Here is a 23,446-nt window from a genome sequence, read left to right as displayed (position 1 = left end):
GTGGCGGCCTCGCCTGCCTCGACGAGCCGGTCCGGAGCCTCCGTCGAGACCAGTGTGACTTTCCAGGAACCATCCGTGCTGTGGGCGGCGACCACACTGTCCGGGCCCCACAGTCGAGCGGCGATGAATCCGTCGGTGAGGGGGAGTGGGAAGACCGCCTTCCCGAGTTCGCTGGCCGCTGCGATGAGCGCGGAGCGTGCCTACTAGTCGAACCAGCCGCCCCCGCCCGCGGCCGCCCAAATTTGATCGAGATCGCTGGTGTCGACGGAAGGTGGCAGTACCCCACCGGCGTGCGAGAAGACCGGCGCCGTTGGTCTGGAGGTCCTGGATTTCCGAACGGTTCACAATCGATCCACACCCTTTACTGAGCTGAGGATGACTAGATATGTCGAGCGTCACAATACATAGACACTCACTGTTCGGCAATGGGTGGCGGGCGGCCGTAGACTGGGTCCTCATGACCACTACCTCACGGGCACTGACGGAGCCCACGGGATCGGGCGCAGGGCGTCCTCGGGATCCCAATGTGGACCGCCGGGTCTTCGACGCTGCACTGGAGGTCTTCGGTGAATTCGGCTGGAAGGGGTTCAGTGTCGTCGCTGTGGCCAAGAAGGCGGGCGTGGCCAGGGCTTCGATCTATCTGCGATGGCCAAACAGCACTGACCTGTTAATCGACGCGGTCCATTCCCGCGTCAGGGTGGTCGCTGACCGGGCATTCGACGACGTGCGCACCGAACTCCTGTCTTTGGCCAACCAGCTGTTGCGGCTGCACGTCGCGGACTCCGGCCGCTCGACGGTGCGCCTGATGCTCGAGGCGCCCCTGGTCCCCGGTTTGAAAGAGTATTGGGACGAGGTGAACTCGTCTCAGACCGTCGCCGCCCGCGCCATCGTGGCCCGCGCCATCGAACGAGGCGAACTGCCCCAGGATACTTCGGCCACCTTGCTGCTTGACACCTTGTGCGGGGCCGCCATGATGCATGTCCAGGCCGTCCCTAGCCACCTACGTGAACTGCAACTCGCCAACCTCGATGCGTACGCGGAGCGGTTGGTCGACTTCGTGCTTGCCGCGGCGCGGTCCGTCACTGGTGAATGAGGACCGAGCCCGCGGTATAAGCGTCGGTCTAGGACGCAATATCCGTCAGGGCGCGGCCTTTCGTCCTAGTACTGCAACGGCACTTGCTTGACAGGTGATCGATACTTGTCGAGTGGTTGTCGATGTGGTTGCTGCGGAGCTGGATACGTTGCATGAGCGGGTATCTGGCCGGTTTGCGCGGGCAGAGCCACGCAGCCGGGTGCGTGAGTATGTCTCGGGTTTGGTTGCGGGTCTGGAACGGAAGAACGGGTGGACGCTGGCCGAGCGCGCCGGTGAGGTGAGCCCGGACGGGATGCAGCGGTTGCTGCGGCGGGCGGACTGGGACGTCGACGGGGTCCGTGATGATGTCCGTGATTACGTGGTCGAGCGCCTCGGCGACCGCTCGGGGGTGTTGATCGTCGACGACACCGGTTTCCTGAAGAAGGGCACCCGCTCGGCCGGGGTGCAGCGCCAATACTCGGGCACCGCGGGGCGGGTGGAGAACTGCCAGATCGGGGTGTTCCTCGCCTACGCCTCCGATGCGGGGCACGCGTTGATCGACCGGGAGCTCTACCTACCCGAATCCTGGACTTGCGATCGGGCCCGGTGCCGCGCCGCGGGAATCGACGACGAGGTGGAGTTCGCGACCAAACCCACACTGGCGCAGCACATGATCGAACGAGCCCTGGACGCGCAGGTTCCGTTCTCCTGGGTCACCGCCGACGAGGCCTACGGTCAGGTGAAGTACCTGCGGGCCTGGCTCGAGGAACGGGACGTGTCGTATGTGCTGGCCACCCGCCGCAACGACGACGTGTTCACCACCGACGGCCGCACCGGCCGCGCCGATCACCTGATCGAGGAGGTCCCCGCGAAGCAATGGCGCCGTATCTCCGCCGGCAACGGCGCCCACGGGCCGCGCGAGTATTCCTGGGCGCGGGTCCCGATCCGGATCACCCGGGCGCCCGGGCGTGGGCACTGGCTCCTCGCACGCCGGTCCCTCTCCGATCCGACCCAGATCGCGTACTACATCTGTGCCGGGCCGCGCCGCACCACGCTCACTGAACTCGCCGCCGTCGCCGGGTCCCGGTGGCGGGTCGAGGAATGCTTCCAACAAGCCAAAAACGAGGCCGGCCTCGACCAGTACCAGGTTCGCACCTACCGCGCCTGGTACGCCCACACCACCCTGTCGATGCTCGCCCTCGCTTGGCTTGCCGGAACGAAAACCGAAGCAGCAAAAGGGGAACCGGAACACACGATCAGGGCATGATCGCGTATACGGTACCCGAGATCCGCCGCCTGCTCATGCATCTCATCCTCCGACACGCCCACCCCGATGGCCACGCCTGGTCCTGGTCACGCTGGCGACGACGCCGACAACACCAGGCCCGCACCTGCCACTACCGAACCCGCGGACACCCGCTATAAGTGCCGTTGCAGTACTAGCAGCCTCCGCCGACGCCGGGGATCCTCGGTGTCGAGCTGGACGAGGAGGGTGGTCGGCCCACCGTGATGGTGGATTTCATCGATCTCGAGGGTGTCCACCGCGAAGTCGACATCGATCTGCAGACGGGTCGCATCATCGAGGACGAGCCCGAGGGCGATCAAGGGTCTGTGTCGCGGACCGCGGGCGGGAGAGGCCGCGATCGACCCGACTGACCCCGGCTGATCAGCGCGACCGCTGTTGCAGGGCGGCCACGCTGGCTCCGGCGAGGGTGAGCAAGGCGGCGACACCGGCGAATCCGGTAGCGACCATGATCACTACGAGCGGACGGTTTGGTGAACCGGCATCTACCGCTTCGAAGTGCAGATTGATCTCGACGACCGCCGCGATAAGCACTGCGATACAGGCGGTGATTGCGGCGCTCGCCGCTCTGCGGGCGCGGGACGCTGCTGGTGCGCGAACAGCCGCGTGTGCAGCGGCTACGGCGATCCACACCGAGCCCGCCAATCCGACACCCCACAGGGCGTAGGACCACCAGGCATACGAGCCTTGCACGCCCCCGAGTACCAGCGCCACGCATACGATCTGCAGCCCGATCGCCTTGACGGTCGACACGGCGTTCATCGAATCGGTCATGTGGAACCTCGCCTTCTGCGATTGGATGGTCATCGATAGAACTCCGAAAACAACTGTGGCGGTTCGAACCCCGATCTCGGAGCAGTGCCCGAGGTCGGCCAGCCACTCTTCGCGGTAGCGATCCCTGCGGGCGGCAGGGGTCAACCGCGCGCAGGTCCGGACCATCCACCGAGCCGCTCTCATGCCAACCTCGCTCGATAGATCGCAGCCGGTGCGGGAGTCGCCGGCGCGAGCATCGCCGTCGCGCGTGCCCGGCCGTCGTGGGTGAGGGTGTAGTAGCGCCGCCGTGGTCCTGAGTGAGCCTGATCGGTCTCCCACGCGGACTCCACCCACCCTGCCTCTTCGAGGCGGGCGAGGATCGGATAGACGCTTCCAGCAGGACGTCCCGTCTCGCGCACTATCTGCAATCCCCATATCGGACCGGCGGAACTCGACAGTTCAGCGAGAACGGCGAGCGTTGCCGGCGTCCTACGTAATCGCGTACTCATGGCCTAACTCTATACATAGAGATGCGCATTTGTCATCACCATGCATCTACAGTGCATGTGGCGTCGGAGCGGATCCCTGGGCGGCTCACAGGAAGTTCACAGCGAACGTCCAGGCTGTGGCCAGGAGCTGCGCCGATGATGGCCGGGTGAGTGTTACCAAGCCCGCGGCCCGGGTATTGATCGTCGACGATGAGCCGACCATCGTCGAGTTGCTGTCCGTGAGCCTACGGTTTCAGAGCTTCGAGGTGGAGACGGCCGCCAACGGATGTGAGGGGCTCGACCGGGCGCGCGCGTTCCGGCCGGACGCGCTGATCGTCGACGTGACGATGCCGGGCATGGATGGCTTCGGACTGCTGCGTCGACTGCGCGCCGACGGTGTGGACGCCCCGGTGTTGTTCCTGACCGCCCGCGTTACTGTCGACGACAAGCTCGCCGGCCTCGCTCTGGGCGCCGACGACTATGTGACCAAGCCATTCAGCCTGGAGGAGGTGGTCGCCCGACTACGGGTGATCCTGCGGCGGGCTTCGCGTGACGAGCAGGTCGATCCCGCGCGGATCCGCTTTGCCGACCTCGAACTCGACGACGAAACACATGAGGTGTGGAAGGCGGGCGAGACGGCCTCGTTGTCCCCGACTGAATTCACCCTTCTGCGGTACTTCATGGTCAACGCCGGTGTGGTGCTGAGCAAGCAGCGGATCCTCGACCACGTGTGGCACTACGACTTCGGCGGTGAGGTCGGGGTGGTCGAGACGTACGTGTCGTACCTGCGCCGAAAGATCGACACCGGGGAGAAACGGTTGATCCACACGTTGCGCGGCGTCGGCTACGTCATGCGCGAGCAGCGGTAGGCATGGTGGTGGGGCGCCGGGTCCGTCAGATCCCATTGCGGTTCATGCTGATGGCCGCACTCGTGCTCCTCGCGGGTCTCGGGTTGTTCGCGTCGGGGGTGGCGGTTACCTCGTCGCTGGAGAACTCGTTGATCGCCCGCACCGACGCGACGCTGCGCGACGCGGCGCACGGGTGGGCGAAACCCGAGGCTCTGTCGCCGCTGCCGCCGATGACACTGCCGCTACCGCTGCCCGCGCCCGACCGGCCACCGACCCCCTTCTTCGTCCTCACCCAGGCCCCCGCCGGCCAGACCCAGTTGGTCATCAACGACGACTTCAAACAACCAGATCTACCGCAGGACCTGGGGCCGGAGCCGGTCACGGTCGGCTCTGTCGGTGACCCCGGGCAGCGCTGGCGGGCGCTGGCCAACTCCTCGCCGATGGGCAAGGTGACGGTGGCGGTGAGTCTGTCCGACGTCGACGACACCGTGCAGCGACTGGTGATCCTCCAGGTCGTGATCGGGGCCGTGGTGCTGCTGGTCCTGGGGGTGCTCGGCTATTTCGTTGTGCGGCGGAGCCTGCGTCCGCTCGTCGAGGTCGAGCACACTGCCGCAGCTATCGCGGCGGGCGACTTGGACCGCCGGGTCCCCGACCACCGCGGCGCCGGGACCGAGGTGGGGCGGCTGTCGGCCGCGCTCAACGGGATGCTGGCGCAGATCCAAACCGCGTTCGCGGCCACCGCGGCGTCTGAGGACTCGGCGCGCCGGTCGGAGGAGAAGATGCGCCGGTTCGTCGCCGACGCCAGTCACGAGCTGCGTACCCCGCTGACCACGATCCGCGGATTCGCCGAACTGTACCGGCAGGGCGCGATGACCGACACCGCGGTGGTGATGGCACGGATCGAAGGGCAGGCCGCCCGGATGGGTCTGCTGGTCGAGGACCTGCTGATGCTCGCACGCCTCGACGCCGAGCGCCCGATCGAGCGGGCCCCGGTGGATCTGCTCGCGGTGGCCTCGGACGCGGTCCACGACGCGCGGGCCGTGGCTCCCGGGCGGCGGATCGGCCTCGAGGTGCTCGGCGGCCCAGGGCTGGCCGAGGTCCTCGGTGACGTGGCGCGGCTGCGTCAGGTACTCGGCAACCTGGTCGGCAACGCCCTGAGCCACACACCGGAGGACGCCGAGGTGATGGTGCGGGTCGGCACGGAGGGGCCGAACGCGGTGCTCGAGGTCGCCGACACCGGTCCAGGACTGGGCCCGGAAGCGGCCGAGCGGGTGTTCGAGCGGTTCTACCGGGTCGACGCCTCACGAAACCGGAGCAGCGGCGGTAGCGGGCTGGGCCTGTCCATCGTCGCGGCGCTGGTGTCCGCGCACGGTGGCACCGTCACCCTGGAGTCCGCCGAGGGGGAGGGCGCGGTGTTCCGGGTGCTGCTGCCGCGGATCGAGCGGCAAGACTGAACGCTCCATCGGGGGCAGTGGCTCCGTGACCACGCTCGCGCAGCGGGTTCTCGGAGCCATACTCCCGCCTACGCCGTACCACCCAGCGCGGCGAGCGCGCACAGGAAGCTGCCAGCCGCAGTCCAGAGCCATCACAGGTTCGTTCAGCACCATTGCGGCCATGACGACGAAATCGATTTTCCACCAACGAGATCGGCCGCCGCCCGACCGTACGGACACCGTCACTCTCGACCTGGTGATCCCTGTCTACAACGAGGAACGCGACCTCGAGCCCTGCGTGCGCAGGCTGCGCGCGTACTTGGACGGATCCGTCCCATATCCGAGCCGGATCACGGTGGCGGACAACGCCAGCACCGACGCGACGCTCGCGGTGGCGAACCGGCTGGCGGAGGAGTTCGACTCCGTCCGTGTGGTGCACCTCGACGAGAAGGGCCGCGGCCGAGCACTGCGCACCGTGTGGAGCGCCTCCGACTCGGAGGTCGTCGCCTACATGGACGTAGACCTGTCCACCGATCTCAACGCGCTGCTTCCGCTGGTGGCGCCGCTGGTGTCGGGACACTCCGACGTCGCGATCGGCTCGCGGCTCACGCGCTCCTCCCGTGTGGTGCGTGGGCCGAAGCGTGAGGCGATCTCGCGCTGTTACAACCTGATCCTGCGCGGTGCGCTACGGGCGAAGTTTTCCGACGCCCAGTGCGGATTCAAGGCGATGCGCACCGACGTCGCCCGACAGCTGCTGCCGCTGGTGGAGGACACCGGCTGGTTCTTCGACACCGAGCTGCTGGTGCTCGCCGAGCGGGTGGGGCTCCGCATCCACGAGGTGCCGGTGGACTGGGTCGACGACCCCGACAGCACCGTCGACATCGTCTCGACCGCGGTCGCCGACTTGAAGGGCGTGCTCCGGGTCGGCCGGGCACTGGCCACCGGCGCTCTGCCGGTCGCCGCGTTACGCACCAGCCTCGGCCGCGAGCCGCTGGTGCCGGGGGTGCCGCACGGCATGGTCGGGCAGCTGGTCCGGTTCGCCGCGGTCGGGGCCGCCTCGACCGTCGCGTACGCGGTGCTCTACCTGGCACTGCATCCCGTGATCGGTGCCCAGGCGGCGAATCTCGTCGCGCTGCTGATCACCGCGGTGCTCAACACCGCAGCCAACCGGGCGTTCACCTTCGGAGTGCGCGGCCGCGCGGATGCCGCCAAACACCAGGCCCAGGGCCTCGCGGTGTTCGCGGTCGGCCTGGCTCTGACCAGCGGATCCCTGTTTGCCCTGCACCACTGGCTGCCCGACGCCTCCAAGCATCTCGAGTTGGCGGTGCTGGTGGCCGCGAATCTGATTGCCACTCTCACTCGTTTCGTCGCCCTGCGTCGGGTGTTCCGAAACCACCTCGAAGGAGCCGCCCGGTGACCACCGTCGAAGCCACGTCGATGCAGGCCGCGGCGCCCGAGCCGACCCCGCGTCGCCGCAACCCCGAGCCGTGGCTGCTGGCGGCGCTGCTGATCGGGACCGCGGTGGCCTACATGTGGGGACTCGGCGCCTCCGGCTGGGCCAACTCGTTCTATTCCGCTGCGGTGCAGGCGGGTTCGGAGTCCTGGAAGGCCTTCTTCTTCGGCTCGTCGGACGCCGCGAACTCGATCACCGTGGACAAGCCGCCCGCCTCGCTGTGGGTGATGGCGCTGTCGGTGCGGCTGTTCGGGCTCAGCTCGTGGGCGATCCTGGTGCCGCAGGCACTGATGGGCGTCGCCACAGTCGCGCTCTTGTGGGCGACGGTGCGGCGGTTCTTCGGCGCAGCCGCAGGACTGCTCGCCGGGCTGGTGCTGGCATTGACACCGGTGGCCGTGCTGATGTTCCGGTTCAACAACCCTGACGCGCTGCTGGTGCTGCTCATGACGGCCTCGGCCTGGGCGCTGCTGCGGGCGGTGCAGGACGGCCGCACCCGTTGGCTGGTCCTGACCGGCGCGCTGGTGGGGCTGGGCTTCCTCACCAAACAGCTGCAGGTGATGCTGGTGGTGCCGCCACTCGCGCTGACCTACCTGCTGTTCGGGCCGCCCCGCCTCGGCGCCCGGATCGCGCAACTGTTCGCGGCACTGGCCGCGATGGTCGTCGCCGCCGGCTGGTGGCTGCTGACGGTCGAGCTGTGGCCCGCCGAGTCCAGGCCTTGGATCGGCGGCTCACAAAACAACTCGATCCTGGAGCTGACCCTCGGCTACAACGGCCTCGGCCGCCTGAACGGCAACGAACTCGGCAGCGCCCTCATGAACTTGGGAACGGGCGCAGAGACCGCCGGGATGCCCCCATCGGGTGAACTGCCGGTCGGTGGACCGGGCGCGGCCGCCGGTGTGCCCCCATTGGGTGAACTGCCGGCCGGTGGCCCCGGCGGGACGTGGGGGAGTACCGGGATCACCCGGATGTTCGACCTCGAGCAGGGCGGTCAGATCTCCTGGCTGATACCAGCCGCGCTCATCCTCGGCGTGATCGGAATCGTGTTGTGCGGCAGGAGTGCCCGTATCGATCCCGGACGGGCGGCGTTCGTGCTGTTCGGGTCCTGGCTGCTTGTCACCGGACTGGTGTTCAGCTTCATGGCCGGAATCTTCCACTCGTACTACACAATCGCGATGGCCCCGCAGGTCGGCGCTCTGGTCGGCGCGGGTGCGGTACTGGCCTGGCGGCGGCGCACCGACTGGCGGGTCCGCGTCGTGCTGGCGGGCGCCCTTGCCGCGACCGCCGTATGGTCGTGGGAGTTGCTCGGGCGCAGCGAATCCTTCCTGCCCTGGCTGCGCTGGGTGGTGCTGGTGGTCGGGATACTCGCGGCGGTGGCACTGCTGTGGCCGCGCCTGAGCGGGCGGCTGGCAGCGGCGACCGCGGCGGCGGCGGTGCTCACCGGGCTGGCGGGCCCGGCCGCGTACGCGGCCGACACCATCAGGACCCCACACGGGGGCGCGATACCCACCGCAGGGCCCAGCGACTCGGCCCTGCCATTCGACCTTGCCGAGTATTCCGGCGCGGGCTTGATTGTCGTCGGCCCAGGCGGGGCGGTGGTGATCCCGTCGCCCGGCCCTGCCACCGGGGCCCCCGGCCCGGGGTCCGCGCCGGGCGGCCCCGCCGGGAACCAGCCGGCAGCACCTGCGGGAAGCCAGCCAGTCGGGCTAGATCAGATTGGGGGTGGCCCCGGCGGCGGGTTGCTGCACGGCAGCGAGCCCAGCGCTGAGATGACCAAACTGCTCGAACATGACGCAGACCGGTACACCTGGGCGGCCGCTACGACCGGCTCGAACAGCGCCGCCGGCTACCAGCTGGCCACCGGCCGCCCTGTGATGCCGATCGGCGGGTTCAACGGTACCGATCCCTCGCCGACCCTCGCGCAGTTCCAGCGGTACGTGGCCGAGGGCCGGATCCACTACTTCATCGGCGACGGCATGGAAATGGCCGGGATAGGACCCGGCGGCGTCGGCACAGGCGCACAGATCACCGAATGGGTGAAGCAGAACTTCGCGTCGACCACTGTCGACGGGATGCCGATGTACGACCTGACCGCGCCCCTGACAGGAGCGAGGTAGGGCGCGTACGCGCACCGCTGCGATCACCTGCTTCGGTCCGTCGGCACCCGTCGACGGACCGGAGCAGGTAGTCAAGGATGACGGGGCTTCGTGTTGTCCTGACTGTCGTGGACTGCGCCACCGTAGCCCGGTAGTCCAGTTTGCCGCCGCGGTTGCCGCGTTGCGACGCAGCTCCCGTGAGATGGTCGACGGATCCCGTCCCACCGCCCGGGCGATCTCACGCACCCCAGCTCCCTGGGCCTTCAGTAGCACAATCTCCTCCTCCCGTCGATGCGACGGTGCGCCAGGCGACCTCATCGGCGACCGGCCCGTGAGATCCTTCATCCATCCCGCTGGCCTGCCCATCAACACCTCCGTCATCAAGGTGTTGCGACCACCGGTTGAATCCGCCCAGTATCAGCATCGGTCCTGGCGACGGTTGCTGGCCGATGCCGGTGCGACGCAGTCGATGTCATGCAAAGGCAACCGCTACCACAACACGGTGATGGACTCGTGGAACGAGAAACCGTCAGACTCGCCCCCTGGCTGCTTCGAGTGCGGTATCCAGTGGGCGTGGTGTCGCACGGGACCGCGTTGTGTCAACTCGGCCTTCGGCCACCCGGTACGCGCCATTCGCCCATTCGGCAATTGTGAATGCAATTCCTGACTCAGAACACTAACGCAGGATCACAGGCTCGGGACGAGCACGAACATCAGCCATGCGGCGACCGGTGCGACGATGATCATCGACAGACCCCATCGCAGAATGCCACTGAAGATGCGTTGCTGCTGAGAGACCGGGGCGTTGGCGACCGTCAATGCGCCCACGGTGGAGAAGGGGGTCGCGTCGACGGCCGTGGCGGACACCGCCAGCGCGATGATCAATCCGAGCACGGGAACTTCCCCCTGTGCCAACAGCGGAACGGAGAGTGGAATCAAGGCTCCGAGTGTGCCCGCACTGGACGCGAACGCGGAAACCGTTGCGGCGATGAGGCAGATGATGAATGCGGCGAGGAGAGGCAGACTCAAGCCGGCGACGGCGTGACCGATCCGACCTATCGTCCCGATGTGCTGCAGCAGCGCGACATAGGTGATGATTCCGCACATCAAGAGCACAACGTTCCACGAGATCGATTTCTCTGCTCCTTCACTCGATTTCGGCGTGACCAGCCGCAACACCACCGCGGCGGTCAATGCCAACACGCCGATGTCCAACCCGAAGATCATGGCGCCCGCGACCACGACCAGGACGGCTCCGATGGTGACGATCTGCGGGGACGTGAGTGTGGGCAGGCTTCGGGAAGGTGCGATCGTCGTGGCCGCCGCTCCCTGCACCGCAACGGCGCCGGAACCATCCGGCACCTGCGCGACGTCGCCGCCGGTCGGGTCCGGCAACCCGGAAGTGGTGTCCGAGCGATCAGCGCCGCGGCGGCGAAGCGCGCCGCCGTAGATCCAGTAGATCACTCCGCCGAGCATGACGTTGAATGCCAGGTTGCCGGCGAACAACAGCAGCGGATTCGACGACAGGCCTTCTCGTTCCATCGTCTGGTTGACGATAGCCCCGAGGACATTGACCGGCGAGAAGTTCCCGACCGCGGAACCGTGAACGATCATCAAACTGGTCAGGACCGGATTGATGTTGTACCGCTGTGAGAGTCGAAGACCCAGAGGAGCGAGGATGGCGACGCCGGCCGGCCCCAGCGCTCCGGCCGTAGTCGGCACCGCAGCGACTGCGAAGAGCACCCAGGGCAGCACCTTCGCATGGTCTCCTACGCGGTGGGCAGCTCGGTCTACGACCCATTCGACGGTGCCGTTGGCCGTGGCGACGCCGAACAGGAAGGTCATTCCCACCAGAAGCACGAAGATATCGGCCGGGAACCCTTCGTAGATCTCGTCGAGTCCAACTCCTGCAACCAGCGTGCCGACCGCCACCGCTCCGATCAGCGCCAGCGCACCGAGATTGACCGACCGCCATGTCCCGAGCGCGAATATGAGTGCGAGAACGACGATTCCGAGGACGTCGATGGACATTGAACCTCCTACGCGACAACTAATGCACTTCACGAGTGATGCAAGATGAGACGCCGATCACACCCGTTGCGCTCATAACGTAGGCAAGTTTTCCTCAGATGGCAACACCGCTCTGCTGTACAGAGACCCTGAAGCTGATGGGCGCGCCCACGGCGAAACGAACCCAACGGCCCGGCGCAGTCGACGACCGCCACGGCTGTGACGCGAGAAATTCGGCACCAGCGAGAACTGCTGTGCCTGTGCGGGATTCATTGACCTACCGAGGTCTGGGCGCCGGAGATGGGCGATCACCCCGAAGGGTGCTACGGGGTGCCGTCCCACTGGCACGCGTCGGCCGCTTCCGCGACGACGAGCGTTATCGGCGACGGGCCGACATCACAAACTGTGGTTGCGGTACTAGCTGTACCCGGCCACCAGGTTGGTGCCAGGCGGCTGATTGGAGGAAGGCCTCCGAGTGCGCTGTGGCGTCGTCGAGTGTTGCCGCGCTTGAGCTAGGGTGCAAGTGCCGCGGCGCGTTCGGCGTTGGTGGTGAAGACCTGCCGGTAGGCCCATTCGGTTTGCACCCGACGCAGTGACCCGAGAACGACGAAACGCCTCTCCCCGAAGCAGGCGGTTTCAAGGGGCCGTCGCAACACTGTTGGTACCCGACGCGGACTCATTGCGTCGAGTGCCGATATAGGTACCTAACCAGGTATTTCTACCGGTGCGGTTTTCTGTCCGGGTGCGACAGGGTGGATCTGCTCGAACAGCCCACCTCAGGGAGCGACCTAGATGCCTGGCGAGAACCTGCAACCAGTAGCCGACCTGCACGCCACCTGGAACCCATCGAAGAAGGGCACGGTCGTGGCCCTTCGGCCAATCCAAGAGACGCCGCGCACGCGGCAGCCCGCTCCGTGCAGGATGACGATCATTGCGTTGGACTCTGGCCAGTGGACATTCGCGTGGGTCCGTGGCCAACACCGCGTGATGCCCGGTCTGCGCGTCGAGTTTCAGGAACATCCAGCTGACGCCAGGTTCCCGACCTTCAGTCCGGTCTGTGAATCAAATGTTCGACACAATTGTGGTGAGAGCGGTCCTGCGACAGCTATGGAATATCGGTAGCGTCAGCGGGGTCGGCTGATCACCGACAACGCCTGGGCCTACCGATGGTCCCTGCGTGCGGTCTGCGCCGAACTAGACCAACTTGGCGCGCCGAGGCGGCGCGGGCGCCGATCGGACCAGCAGGCTGTCCTCACAAACGCTTTGGAGGCCGAAGCACAACATCATCCACGCTCCCGACAGGCTGGGTCAGCAAAAGGCGGGTCTCAATCGGCACGTAACATCTGATACGTCGAGAAGTTCGTCACGCGGGCATCGTGAGGCGCCGCTACAAGCCGAGGCTGTCATACTCGTACAGCCGCCTTTCCGGTCGATGCGGCAGTGGGGCCCAAAGGATTGACTGCCTACGACCTCGGCCGATCGAGGCGAAGCGCCACTTGCAGACGACCAAGGTCAAGAATGCCTCGAGTCCGCCGTTCATCGTTCCTCACCCTCGTCGAAGTCGGGCTGATCAGGACTACCTCAGCTTGACCTATCGGCGGCTCAGGGACTACGGCACTATTACCTGTTTGTATACCTATCCTGGTCTGGGCCCGAGCTCTTGACCGCCTTCGACGACCCGGCGCGAGCTACTACCTGTCGTCGATCTCGGGAGATTCGTCTCCGGTTCGTCTTGCTGAACGTGGACCTGGGCTCCGGTTGCGGGGTGCAGCGATCACCACCATGACGACACCGCCGACAGCCAGGACGAGAGCAGCCAGGACGACGACTGTCGTGAACACTTCGGTCCGCCTCTCGGGTTCAGATCGGGTGGATCGGGTCGATACTTGCGCAACCGCCCGCTTCGCCCTGTGTTGCAAGCAGTCCTATGCGGCACAGCTCGCTGGACGGGACGCCAACGGCAGCCAGGGGCGGCCCTTGTGGACTGATCGCCCCGCCTGGTCACGCCGGTGGCAGGGCGATCAGTCGATAGAAGGGTGGTGCCTGCACTCTCGGAAGCGAGAAGCGCCACCCATGTGACACCACGCTGGGGGAATGGAGCCACGAACGTCACCCCGGGGGAGGGCGACCTGGAAAGGATAGGACAGCGGGCGCTGGCGGTCACTTTCGTTTGCGAACTCTGTTGCAGGTCTTCATAAATCAGAAGAAATTGCAAACGAACGACCGACCATATTGAAGGTGTCGACGAGCACTTGCGATCCGAAAGTCGCAAGATGTCAGGATTCGGCAGGCGAATCTGCAAGAAGTGAATTTCAGAAACGGATGATCCCACGATGCGGGAGGGGTCGGCGCCGCAGAGTTTGCCGTCCAAGGAGATCAACTCAGAGCCGACGTCGTGGAGATCTTTCCCCACGGCCGCGTCCTCCATTGGTGACAGTCATTGTCATCGAACAACACGACGAGCGGCGAGTCACTCGACGCTACGTCTCCGACGACGGCATGGACGACTGCGGGCTGCGATCGCAGCCAAGCAGCGCGCCACCGAACCGACCGAGCGGTTGCCCAGCATGTCGAAATCAGCTTGCCTTCAACACAACTCGCTGATCACTATGCGCATCACGCGATGATCCGAAGTTCCCCCCGTAGGGCGCTGTCGGTCTGGATCCACGGCGACACCGCGCGGAAGGCGTCCACCGTCTCCCGGCAATGCGCATCGACCTGCGCGACGATGTCCGCGTCCCGCCGGTTGGGGCGAACGCCCTCGTACCCCGCGACGCCCGCGAGGGCGATTCCCGGCGCGTTCTCACACTCCCGGGCGAGGCCCAGCGCCGCCGGGGCGTCCCGGACTCCGGTTCGCCCGCCCGGGGTCCCGACGTCGACGAGGACCCTCAGTGGATTGGCAGCGCCCCCATTCGAGGGCAATGGAGGCTTGACGAACCGTGGCGACCGTGACGCCCCACGCGCCGGCGTCCAGCTGTCTCTGGACGATGGGCCGGGTCATCGTCGTCTTGATGCGCGGGCACAGCTCGACGCCGCGGTCGCGGCACCACGCCGCCATGAGATCGACGTTGTGCTGGACCGCGGGGAGACTCAGCCGCAGCTGCGGCAGGGACTGCGCCGCGTCTCTGTCATACGTCGTGTCGCCGTCTTGGTCGACGTCGGATGGGTCATGGTGAGCCTCCGGATCCGGATTGGGCAGGGCCGCGTGATCACCTTCTGAACGGTATGGACAGGACACTACGGCGATACAGGCCCGCGAGCAGAAACGAACTGTGTCTCCGCACCCGCAGAGCAACACATTCGGCGAGTACCGCTTCGACTGCCGACGGATGCTGCCACAGGCCGAGGCTGTCGTGTTCGTACAGTCGCCCCGTAGCCGGTGTGGCTGCCCAGGCAGGGGCCCTCCGGCGCCAGCGCCCCGCCCAGGCAGGACGACACAATCGGGCCGACCGCTGCGACAAGGGTTCTACGTCCGATGTCCATCGCGAGTCACTCTCCGATGGGATCAAGCCCCGACCTGAAACTCGGGTCGGCTCGGGGCTGTTGTCGTTTCGGGGGTATGTGTCAGACTGACGACTGTCGCGACCACCGCCATCCTTCCGTATTCGTGGTCAGGCCACCTCGACGACGAGTTCAACTTCGACGGGTGCATTCAAAGGTAGTTCCGCGACGCCGACTGCCGATCGAGCATGTGCACCGGCGTTGCCGAATACATTTGCCAGCAGATTCGATGCCCCGTTGACGACGTCTGGCTGGCCGGCGAAATCGTTTGCGGACGCGACAAATCCGACCACCTTGACGATTCGCACGACCGCGTCGAGACCGACGAGAGCATCGATCGCAGCGAGCGCATTCAGCGTGCAGATCTCAGCGGCGCTCGATGCGTCCGCCACTGAAACGTCGCGGCCGACCTTGCCCGTCCGTTCGATCACACCGTCTACCACAGGCAGTTGGCCAGACGTGTACACCAGGTTGCCGGTCCGAACGGCCGGCACATACGCACCTATCGGTGCTGTGGTCGCCGGTAACGCGTACCCCAACTCGGTGAGGATGTCCGCCCACGACATCGACGGGTCCGCGTCCGATTCCGAGTTCGAACCCGCGTCGGGCGTGGTTGCGGTGGGTGGTGTCGAGGACATAGTTGCGCTCCCTGGGTTGTCGGATTCGGATCTTGGTGATGGTTGGAAAGAGATAGGAAATGCCGGCTAGCCGATCAACACTGACGATCGTCGCTGGTCGGCTGTTCGTCCGGAAGTGGTTCTACGGCAGCCTCTTCAGGAGAAACGGAGGCGGCGCTGTCGGCGGCATCCAGGATGGACGTCAGATGGACCGCGATGGCCAGGCGGAGCCTGGCGTCCATCAAGTCGAGTCCGATGAGGTCGGTTATCTGCTTGATTCTGTAGCGCAACGTGTTCGGGTGGATATGGAGCGACTGTGCGGCACGCTTCGGTTCGCCGTAGTGCACGAGGAACGCGGCCAGGGTTGTGACGTAATCGGTTGCTCGTTCAGCGTCGTGGTCGACCAAGGGCTGGATAGGTCCTGCGCCGAGCGGTGGTTCCGTGAGCAGTGCCGCGTGAGTTCGTGCGATTACGACTTCATGCCAGGATTCCTCATACGTCGTCGACGGTGTAGCGGCCCGTCCTTTCCGGGCCAGTGAAATGAGTTCGGTTGCCTCCGCGCATGATCGGGAAAGATCGTGTGTCGTGTGTGCGGGTCGCCCGGCGAGGATCGACACGGTGTTGTCGTACGCGTACGTGTCGTCGGCCAATGCCTGGAGCCACGCCCAGCTCCCTGCGGTGCGTGCAGACCCCGTGTCGGTGACCACGGCCATCGGAGTGCCTTCGATTGAGGTGAGCAGTGGTTGGGGCCAGCCGTAGCGCGTCATGACCGACTCCCACAGGTGTAGCCGGTACTCCGGTTGCGCTTCGGTGGCAGCGTCGGCAAATGCGACGACGCGCCACGGGCCGGGCGGCAACCGCAGGTCCGTTGTGTTGTCTGGGCTGAGCAGTCCCGCGCGGAGACGGTCGACGGTCATTCTGCGTGCGGCGCCGGACTGCGCGCGCAGACGCAGGAGGTGCAGCGCTACCACCGATGCGGTACGGGTCAGTTCGTGGACCTGGTCATCGGGGAGAGGTCCGGGATCGACGGCCCAGATGGAGCCGAGGAGTTCTCGTCCGGCGCGGATAGGGATGATCAACCGCGGAAGTACGCCGTCGGGACCAGCGTCGACCCAGATCGGCTCGTCGGATGACTGCAGTCGTCGGAACACTCCTCGGGACCGAAAGTGCCGCACGATTGGCTCCGGGACGCGGCGTCCGACGATGGTGGAGATGCGGGCAGGGTCGGCGGTGTCCTGGAGTTCGGAGTAGGCGAGCACCCGCGAATGGGCGTCCTCGATGGTGACGGGTGCGGAGATGGTGGCCGCTGCGGCGTCGGCGAAGGCGAACAGTTCACCGTAGTTGCTGGGATCGTGCTGGATCTCGGATCGTGCGAGCGTCGTGGAGTGATCGAGGATGCTGCGTGTCAACCACACCAGATGCGTCCACGAGGCCTGCGGTTGCAGTTCGATCAGACCGACGCCGAGCTCGGCGGCCGGGCCGGCCACGCCCGGGTCCTCGGCCAAGGGTGCCTTGAGGACCACGGCACAGGCCTCGGCGCGGACTGCTCGATCAATGAGTTCGACAGCGGCGGCCGCGCAGTCGACTCCGAAACCCAGGACGAGGCTGCCGGGGTGGTCGAAGGATGTGTCGTCGGCATCGGCGAGGGTGACGTCGTGGATCTGATCGCGCTGACCGGAGACGATCGGGCGAAGAAGGGCCCCGCCCAGCGAGTCGATCAAGGCGCTGACGTTGATCATCGGTTCTCCTCGGTGACGGAGGAGACTCGGCCGTGCCGAGTCTCCTGGGACCCGCCATGCGCAGTCGCACTTCCACAGTATCGCTCGTTTGTCGGGAATCGACGGACCGAGATCGATGCGCTGGGCCGCCGGGGAGTCTCCACCTCCACAACTGATCCGGTCACCGGAGCGGATCGAACGGTGCGAGCTCGGTCGCTGTTCGGCCGGTGGTGATCGTCTCCGCGAGCAGACGTCCCGTCGCCGGCCCGAGGGTGATACCCCACATACCGTGACCGCCTGCGGCGAACACGCGGGGCGAGCGGGTTGCTCCGATCACCGGCAGGCCATCCGGCGTGCACGGACGTGAACCGACCCATTCGTCGCGACGCGCGTTGAGATCGGCGCCCCGCAACAGAGGTCGCGCGGCCTCCACGATCGCCGCGATCCGCCGCCGATCCAGTGCAGCGTCGGGTGTCTTGAACTCCATCATCCCGGCCACCCGCAAACGATCTCCGAGTGGCGTACATGCCACCCGCTGTGCCGGGAAGTAGACCGGGCCTGCAGGAACGTGGTCGATCGCGACACTGAAGCTGTATCCACGACCGGCCTGCACGGGTATGCGGACGCCGAAGTCGCGCGCAATGTCGCCGAGCCATGTTCCGGTCGCGAGTACCAGGGCGTCGAACTGTCCCACATCACCTGTGGGGGCTGAAATCCGAACGGCGCTACCGTCATCGAAGACACCGTTGACGTCAACGCCCTCACAGATCGTGCCCCCGCGCTCTCGGATCGCATCCGCGAGGCTGTGCACGAACTCGCCGGGGTTCATGAACCGCTGACCATGCAGTCGGATCGCGGCGCCGACTTCGTCGGACAACGACGGCTCCACCCCGCGTGCGTCGTCACCCGACAGGACGTCGAACTCGATTCCCTGACCGGCTGCACGAATGTGCTCGATTTCCTCGAGCAGGACAGTGCGCTCCGCCGGTGTCCGATACGCTGCCAGAAAGGATTTCGCCTCGTGTGCCCTCGCCTGTACGCCGCCGTCCGCTAGTTCGTCGAACGCGGACAGTGCGCCTTGGTTGATCCCGACCAGGGCCTCCATCGCGACACGCCACCGCGCCGCGGTGCTGTGCCGGGCGAATGACGCGAGAAAACGAATCAAACGAGGGTTCAATGTCGGCGGTACGTACACCGGCGAGGATGGGCTGAGCACCGCACGAACCCCGTACCGCAGCACCGCCGGCTCGGGCAATGGAGTGCTGATTCCGGGGGTGATCCACCCGGCGTTACCCCACGACGCCCCGGCCGCAATTCCCTTGCGGTCGAGCACTGTAACCTCGACACCCCGTTCCTGCAGGAACCATGCCGTGGACAACCCGACCATCCCCGCACCGACGATGCAGACCCGCTGTGGAGTCGTTGGGCAGAGCCTCATGAACGCACCTCTTCTCGAAACGTGTTTGCCGTCACACGATCATCTGGGTGAAAGGGCGGCGAGTCACCGTGCTGTCGCTCCAATACTTCGTCGGCAGCCAGTGCTGACAGCACAATCGATGCCCTGAACAGCGGCGATGCCGTCGATGGCCGTTGTGGCGGGCTGGCGCTCCATGCACGTTCCCTGTGTCCGCGGTTGTCTGCTCGGAGTTGATCGTCGTCGCAATGTTCGGCAGGTGCGCATGTCGACGGGAACCGCTGAATGGCCTTGCGCTCCCGGGTCCCGGAAATCGACGGGCATCTTGAAGCGCTGGTGTGCAGTGCATTTGACGCACGGGTGTCGGATGGTTGGTGCGGTGTTGCGGTGCGGCACGGTGCCCTCGGCGAAGGCGTGACCGTTGCGCCGCGCCTCATCCACCCTTACAGTGTGATCCGCGGCACAGCGCTGGGGCGCTCGGAGCGTCGATGTGACTGCTGGGGCAGCCCACCTCTTGCTCGTGCGACATCCCGGTCGCGATCGATCCCGCCCAGTCGAACCGAACCGTGTGGGTGCCATGCGCAGGCCACCAATCGTCGTTGTGCCGCATCCATCCGAAGCAAGGAGTACCTGTGTCCGAGTACACCGAGCCCCGCGTCGCTGCGACGCCAGTTGCTGTCGCAGCCGACGAGTCACACCCGCCGGGACTGTCCCGGCAATTGTCCAATCGTCATATCCAGCTGATCGCGATCGGCGGGGCGATCGGCACCGGCCTGTTCATGGGGTCCGGCAAGACGATCTCCCTCGCGGGTCCGTCGGTGATCTTCGTGTACACGATCATCGGCACGATGCTGTTCTTCGTCATGCGCGCGATGGGGGAGTTGTTGCTCTCCAACACATCGTACAAATCGTTCGCGGATTTTGCCTCCGATCTACTCGGCCCGTGGGCCGGCTTCTTCACCGGGTGGACCTACTGGTTCTGTTGGATCGTCACCGGTATCGCGGATGTCATCGCCATTGCGGGCTACGTCTCGTACTGGTGGGGGTCGTTGCCGCTGTGGATCCCGGCGCTCGTCTCGGTGGCCCTCCTCATCGGATTGAATCTGCCCAGCGTCAAGGCATTCGGAGAAACTGAGTTCTGGTTCGCGCTGATCAAGATCATTGCCATCGTCGGTTTGATCGTCGTCGGACTGGCAATGGTCTTCACTCATTTCATCGCCCCCGGCGGCGCCGAGGCGTCCTTCGCCAATCTGTGGAACGACGGTGGCTTCTTCCCGACCGGCATCATGGGCTTCGTTGCCGGATTCCAGATCGCGACCTTCGCGTTCGTCGGTATCGAACTCGTCGGCACCACCGCTGCCGAGGCCAAGGACCCGGAGAAGAACCTTCCGAAGGCCATCAACTCGATCCCGGTTCGTATGATGCTGTTCTACGTGGTCGCGCTCACCGTGATCATCTCGGTTACGCCGTGGCGAGAGATCGTCGCAGATCGCAGCCCGTTCGTGGCAATGTTCTCCCTCGCCGGCCTCGGCATTGCCGCTTCGGTGATCAACTTCGTCGTGCTGACCTCTGCGACGTCCTCGGCGAATTCGGGGATCTACTCGACCTCACGGATGGTGTACGGGCTCGCGCAGGAAGGTGACGCGCCCGCGGCGTTCGGCAAGCTCACCCGGCGGCGCGTGCCGGCCAACGCGTTGTACCTCTCGGGTGTGTTCCTGCTTGCCGGTGTCGTGATGGTCGTGGTCGGTGGCTCGATCATCGCGGCCTTCACCCTCGTCACGACCATCGCGTCACTCTGCTTCATGTTCGTCTGGTCGATCATCCTGATCAGCTACCTCGTCTATCGCAAGCGACGTCCGCACCTGCACCAGGCCTCCACGTACAAGATGCCTGGCGGCGTCCCCATGTGTTACGCGGTGTTCGCCTTCTTCTTGTTCCTGATCTGGGCATTCACCCAGAAGGACGACACACTGCAGGCGCTGCTGATCACCCCGGTGTGGTTCGCCGTGCTGGGTGTGGCGTGGGCGATCGTGCGCCGCAGGCCCGCGCAAATGGCACGCGCTGCAGCCTTCCGAGAAGAGACCGGCGAGGAGGGCTAGCCTGCTCCGCCGCGCCGTCCTGTGCCCGGGTCGGTGGTTCTGTGACGCGGTTGCGACACGGACCGCATCTGGTGCTGACACTGCTTCGGAACTCTGTGCTCATGGATTCTTCGCCACCAACGCTCGCCCGCCGTGTCGACGGTCGTGGCGGCGCCGAGATTCCGACCGCGCGTCTGGACGAGTCGGGTGGGAGGCGGTACCGGCGGGGGATGGACGGGGTACGGGCGTGGGCGGTGCTGGCGGTGCTCGTGTACCACCTCGACGAGACATGGCTTCCGGGTGGCTTTCTCGGCGTCGACATCTTCTTCGTGATCAGCGGCTACCTGATTACCGATCAGTTGCACGGGTTGTTCTCGGAACGACGAACCATTCCTCTGCGTACTTTCTGGGTTCGCAGGGCACGTAGATTGATTCCGGCCGTGTCGGTGGTCGTCGTGGTCGCCACGGCCGCGGCCACAGTGATTCGGCCGACTCTGGTGTCCGATATCGGTGGAGAGCTGCTCGCCGCAGCGACGTTCACCAGCAACTGGTGGAACATTGTCAGCGGGATGTCCTATTTTGCCGGGTTCGGCGAGCCATCGTTGTTCCTGCACCTGTGGTCCCTCGCGGTCGAGGAGCAGTTCTATCTGGTGTGGCCGGTCCTGTTCGTCGTCGTCATGCGGGTCACTTGTAGTCGCTCGCTGTGCGCCGTGCTCGCGGGAGCGGGCGCGCTGGCGTCACTGGCCGCGATGATCGTGCTCTACGAGCCCGGCGTCGATGCCTCCCGTGTGTACTACGGGACCGATACCCATGCCTTCGGGTTGCTTGTCGGGTCAGCGCTGGCGCTGTCGATGCCTTCGGCGTGGGTGAGGACGATGGTGCCTGTGCGGCGTCGCGCCCTCGACACCGCGGGGGTGGTGGGCGCCGCGAGTTTGGTGGTCATGGTTGCGGTGCTGGATGGAGCGAGCCCGTTCCTGTATTCCGGTGGGTTCGGCTTGGTGACTGTCGCGGCGGGCGCCGTGGTAGTAGGTGCTGTCGCTGATGGCGGTTGGTTCGCGCGAACCCTCGCTGCGCGGCCGTTGCGGTGGATCGGGTTGCGGTCCTACGGCATATACCTGTGGCATATGCCGGTCATCGTGCTGCTTCAGGCTGCGGTTCCCGCGATGTCGCCGCTCGTCTTCGCCGCGACGGCGACATCGATATCCTTTGCTGCCGCTGCGTTGTCGTATCGCTGGGTCGAGGACCCGATCAGGCGGCACGGATTCCGCGGCACTCTCGTGCGGTTCACCGAGTACCCCCGCTCACTGCCCTCGTCATCCGGCCGTGGCGTGGCGGTGGCCGTGGCCGCCACCACCGTCTTCACTGCGGCGGCGGGTATTGTCTTCGCCCCGCCGGCGGACGACCTGCAATCTCAGATCGCTGCCGGCCAGAGCGCGGCCCGCGCCCCGCAGACGCCATCAGTAACACCCACATCTCCGCCCGCGGGTATCCCGCTGAGGGCGGAGACTGCCGGCCCTCCGGGCAGCGGCGTGACCGCGCTCGGCGACTCCGTCATGGCGGCGGCCGGACGCGAACTGCGAGAGCGCCTGCCCGGCGCGGACGTCGATGTGGAAATCGGTCGGCAGATGTGGGATCTGCCCGATCTCGTTGCGCAGCTGCGCGACACCGGACGGCTCGGAAAGGTGGTTGTGATCGGGTTGGGCACGAACGGCGCATTCGACGAGTCCGCCCTCGATGCGGCACTGCGAACGATCGGGTCGTCGCGTCGGGTGATCATCATGAACGTCAGCGTGCCCAGGCCGTGGCAGGACGCGGTCAATGCCGCCCTGCGCGCCGCACAGCGGCGCTGGCCCAACACCGTGATCGTCGACTGGAAGGTCGCCACCCAGGGTGTACCAGAGGTGTTCTGGGAGGACGACACTCACCCGCGGAGCCCCACCGGGACCGGGCTGTATGTCGACCTGTTGACGCGCGCCATCGAGCAGCAGTCGCGATGAACGGCAATCACCCGGCAGGTCGCCGCCGGAAGGACCGCACACCCGCCCGTCCGAACGGCGTTCCGCAAGCTCGTGGGAGGATCGTCGATGTGCGAGGGGTGAACCGGGTGCCGACTGCGGCGCTGCGTGCTCTTCTGCTGGTCTTGACGGGGTTGACTCTGACCGTGGCTTGCAGCGCGATCCTAACGGGTAGTGGGGTCACAGACGTCGGCGAGCCCCCGGTCGGCATTGCCACCGGCCCGACCCTGTACTACCTCGACGGGACCGCGCTGCGCCCGGTGACGGCACCGCAAGGGACCGTCTGGGACGAGCCGTGGGGGAAGCTCGGCGACCTCCGCCGCGCCATCCAGATGCTCGGCCTGGGTGCGGGCCGGGAACTGCGCGACGACACCCGCGAGCTTCGCAACGAGGTGCCCCGGATGGGGGCCTCACTGGCGGACATCGACGTCACCGTCACCGAGACCGTGATCACCGTGTCGGTACCGGTCTACGATCTCTCCCCGCCGGCGGTCGACCAGGTGGTGTGCACCGCCCTCGCGGTCGACGCCGCGCGCGGCAACCCAGGCCAGGACAAATCCGTTGATATCTTGCTCCACAACGGACTATCCGGCGACAAGGTTGCTGGCCGCAAATGTCCGGTGCTGTGACCAGCTGTGCTGGCCACGACT

The 23,446-nt window shown here is 66.1% G+C and carries 17 protein-coding genes and 3 pseudogenes; 11 read left to right on the top strand and 9 right to left on the bottom strand.

Annotation, left to right across the window (positions count from 1 at the left end):
• Positions 1–526: 526 nt before the first annotated feature.
• Both HUN07_RS15815 and HUN07_RS15810 read left to right on the top strand, forming a co-directional pair.
• Positions 527–1,093, top strand: a complete 567-nt coding sequence (locus HUN07_RS15815) for a TetR/AcrR family transcriptional regulator (protein WP_254622539.1) — start codon at positions 527–529, stop codon at positions 1,091–1,093.
• A gap of 112 nt (positions 1,094–1,205) precedes the next feature.
• Positions 1,206–2,339, top strand: a complete 1,134-nt coding sequence (locus HUN07_RS15810; protein ID WP_174910877.1) for an IS701 family transposase — start codon at positions 1,206–1,208, stop codon at positions 2,337–2,339.
• A gap of 399 nt (positions 2,340–2,738) precedes the next feature.
• On the opposite strand, the gene HUN07_RS15805 is transcribed toward HUN07_RS15810, so the two are convergent.
• On the bottom strand, positions 2,739–3,182 hold the full coding sequence (locus HUN07_RS15805) for a hypothetical protein (RefSeq protein WP_174910874.1): 444 nt from the start codon (positions 3,180–3,182) through the stop codon (positions 2,739–2,741).
• Between the two features lie 146 nt (positions 3,183–3,328).
• Positions 3,329–3,637 (bottom strand): PadR family transcriptional regulator, encoded by a 309-nt coding sequence (locus HUN07_RS15800; RefSeq protein ID WP_174910872.1) that lies wholly within the window; start codon positions 3,635–3,637, stop codon positions 3,329–3,331.
• A 146-nt stretch (positions 3,638–3,783) separates the two neighbouring features.
• On the opposite strand from HUN07_RS15800, the gene HUN07_RS15795 reads away from it, so the two are divergent.
• The 4 genes from HUN07_RS15795 (at position 3,784) to HUN07_RS15780 (ending at position 9,464) form a co-directional block, all read left to right on the top strand.
• Positions 3,784–4,485, top strand: coding sequence for a response regulator transcription factor (locus HUN07_RS15795; RefSeq protein ID WP_174910869.1), 702 nt, complete (start codon positions 3,784–3,786; stop codon positions 4,483–4,485).
• A gap of 2 nt (positions 4,486–4,487) precedes the next feature.
• Entirely contained in the window at positions 4,488–5,918 is a 1,431-nt protein-coding gene (locus HUN07_RS15790; RefSeq protein ID WP_302675456.1) for a sensor histidine kinase, read from the top strand.
• Between the two features lie 160 nt (positions 5,919–6,078).
• Entirely contained in the window at positions 6,079–7,314 is a 1,236-nt protein-coding gene (locus HUN07_RS15785; RefSeq protein ID WP_174910867.1) for a bifunctional glycosyltransferase family 2/GtrA family protein, read from the top strand.
• Positions 7,315–7,334: 20 nt separating this feature from the next.
• Positions 7,335–9,464 carry a glycosyltransferase family 39 protein gene (locus HUN07_RS15780; protein ID WP_174914774.1) on the top strand — a complete coding sequence of 710 codons (2,130 nt, stop codon included), beginning with the start codon at positions 7,335–7,337 and terminating at the stop codon, positions 9,462–9,464.
• 112 nt (positions 9,465–9,576) lie between these two features.
• On the opposite strand, the pseudogene HUN07_RS15775 reads toward HUN07_RS15780, so the two are convergent.
• The 3 genes and pseudogenes from HUN07_RS15775 to HUN07_RS15765 all read right to left on the bottom strand — a co-directional run.
• A pseudogene (locus tag HUN07_RS15775) lies at positions 9,577–9,788 on the bottom strand (helix-turn-helix domain-containing protein); the annotation flags it as partial.
• Positions 9,789–10,130: 342 nt separating this feature from the next.
• The gene (locus HUN07_RS15770; RefSeq protein ID WP_174910864.1) at positions 10,131–11,474 is read right to left on the bottom strand and encodes an SLC13 family permease; all 1,344 of its coding nucleotides are present in this window, start codon (positions 11,472–11,474) and stop codon (positions 10,131–10,133) included.
• A gap of 413 nt (positions 11,475–11,887) precedes the next feature.
• Positions 11,888–12,043 (bottom strand): annotated as a pseudogene (locus HUN07_RS15765) (integrase core domain-containing protein); the annotation flags it as partial.
• Between the two features lie 1,793 nt (positions 12,044–13,836).
• Here HUN07_RS15765 and HUN07_RS27655 point away from each other — a divergent pair.
• A pseudogene (locus tag HUN07_RS27655) lies at positions 13,837–14,080 on the top strand (hypothetical protein); the annotation flags it as partial.
• Here the strand turns inward: HUN07_RS27655 and HUN07_RS15760 are convergent.
• Positions 14,070–14,375: a hypothetical protein gene (locus HUN07_RS15760; protein WP_174910862.1), complete on the bottom strand. Its 306-nt coding sequence runs from the start codon at positions 14,373–14,375 to the stop codon at positions 14,070–14,072. The pseudogene HUN07_RS27655 and the gene HUN07_RS15760 sit on opposite strands and share 11 nt — an antisense overlap.
• A gap of 7 nt (positions 14,376–14,382) precedes the next feature.
• Here HUN07_RS15760 and HUN07_RS15755 point away from each other — a divergent pair, with 7 nt between their 5' ends.
• Complete coding sequence (locus HUN07_RS15755) at positions 14,383–14,673, top strand: hypothetical protein (protein WP_174910859.1); 291 nt, start codon at positions 14,383–14,385, stop codon at positions 14,671–14,673.
• Between the two features lie 391 nt (positions 14,674–15,064).
• On the opposite strand, the gene HUN07_RS15750 is transcribed toward HUN07_RS15755, so the two are convergent.
• From HUN07_RS15750 to HUN07_RS15740, 3 genes are all read right to left on the bottom strand, one after another.
• Entirely contained in the window at positions 15,065–15,520 is a 456-nt protein-coding gene (locus HUN07_RS15750) for a RidA family protein (RefSeq protein ID WP_174910855.1), read from the bottom strand.
• Between the two features lie 146 nt (positions 15,521–15,666).
• On the bottom strand, positions 15,667–17,310 hold the full coding sequence (locus HUN07_RS15745) for a PucR family transcriptional regulator (RefSeq protein ID WP_174910852.1): 1,644 nt from the start codon (positions 17,308–17,310) through the stop codon (positions 15,667–15,669).
• 160 nt (positions 17,311–17,470) lie between these two features.
• Positions 17,471–18,727 carry an NAD(P)/FAD-dependent oxidoreductase gene (locus tag HUN07_RS15740; protein WP_174910849.1) on the bottom strand — a complete coding sequence of 419 codons (1,257 nt, stop codon included), beginning with the start codon at positions 18,725–18,727 and terminating at the stop codon, positions 17,471–17,473.
• 608 nt (positions 18,728–19,335) lie between these two features.
• Between HUN07_RS15740 and cycA the strand changes: the two genes are divergently transcribed.
• From cycA to HUN07_RS15725, 3 genes are all read left to right on the top strand, one after another.
• Complete coding sequence (gene cycA / locus HUN07_RS15735; RefSeq protein ID WP_174910846.1) at positions 19,336–20,802, top strand: D-serine/D-alanine/glycine transporter; 1,467 nt, start codon at positions 19,336–19,338, stop codon at positions 20,800–20,802.
• Positions 20,803–20,903: 101 nt separating this feature from the next.
• Positions 20,904–22,778: an acyltransferase family protein gene (locus HUN07_RS15730; RefSeq protein ID WP_174910843.1), complete on the top strand. Its 1,875-nt coding sequence runs from the start codon at positions 20,904–20,906 to the stop codon at positions 22,776–22,778.
• The gene (locus HUN07_RS15725; protein WP_174910840.1) at positions 22,775–23,425 is read left to right on the top strand and encodes a hypothetical protein; all 651 of its coding nucleotides are present in this window, start codon (positions 22,775–22,777) and stop codon (positions 23,423–23,425) included. The genes HUN07_RS15730 and HUN07_RS15725 overlap by 4 nt, the downstream gene beginning before the upstream one ends.
• Positions 23,426–23,446 lie beyond the last annotated feature (21 nt).

The sequence above is a fragment of the Rhodococcus sp. W8901 genome (assembly GCF_013348805.1).
Classification (GTDB): Bacteria; Actinomycetota; Actinomycetes; order Mycobacteriales; family Mycobacteriaceae; genus Prescottella.
The sequence above is the reverse complement of the archived record's forward strand: the minus strand, read 5'-3'. Positions and strand labels throughout refer to the sequence as shown.

What these genes read in the sequence shown, in the direction of transcription:
- HUN07_RS15805 (WP_174910874.1), bottom strand. Translation starts at nt 3,182, where the DNA reads ATGACCATCCAATCGCAGAAGGCGAGGTTCCACATGACCGATTCGATG.
- HUN07_RS15800 (WP_174910872.1), bottom strand. Translation starts at nt 3,637, where the DNA reads ATGAGTACGCGATTACGTAGGACGCCGGCAACGCTCGCCGTTCTCGCT.
- HUN07_RS15790 (WP_302675456.1), top strand. Translation starts at nt 4,488, where the DNA reads ATGGTGGTGGGGCGCCGGGTCCGTCAGATCCCATTGCGGTTCATGCTG.
- HUN07_RS15785 (WP_174910867.1), top strand. Translation starts at nt 6,079, where the DNA reads ATGACGACGAAATCGATTTTCCACCAACGAGATCGGCCGCCGCCCGAC.
- HUN07_RS15780 (WP_174914774.1), top strand. Translation starts at nt 7,335, where the DNA reads ATGCAGGCCGCGGCGCCCGAGCCGACCCCGCGTCGCCGCAACCCCGAG.
- HUN07_RS15770 (WP_174910864.1), bottom strand. Translation starts at nt 11,474, where the DNA reads ATGTCCATCGACGTCCTCGGAATCGTCGTTCTCGCACTCATATTCGCG.
- HUN07_RS15750 (WP_174910855.1), bottom strand. Translation starts at nt 15,520, where the DNA reads ATGTCGTGGGCGGACATCCTCACCGAGTTGGGGTACGCGTTACCGGCG.
- HUN07_RS15745 (WP_174910852.1), bottom strand. Translation starts at nt 17,310, where the DNA reads ATGATCAACGTCAGCGCCTTGATCGACTCGCTGGGCGGGGCCCTTCTT.
- HUN07_RS15740 (WP_174910849.1), bottom strand. Translation starts at nt 18,727, where the DNA reads ATGAGGCTCTGCCCAACGACTCCACAGCGGGTCTGCATCGTCGGTGCG.
- HUN07_RS15730 (WP_174910843.1), top strand. Translation starts at nt 20,904, where the DNA reads ATGGATTCTTCGCCACCAACGCTCGCCCGCCGTGTCGACGGTCGTGGC.
- HUN07_RS15725 (WP_174910840.1), top strand. Translation starts at nt 22,775, where the DNA reads ATGAACGGCAATCACCCGGCAGGTCGCCGCCGGAAGGACCGCACACCC.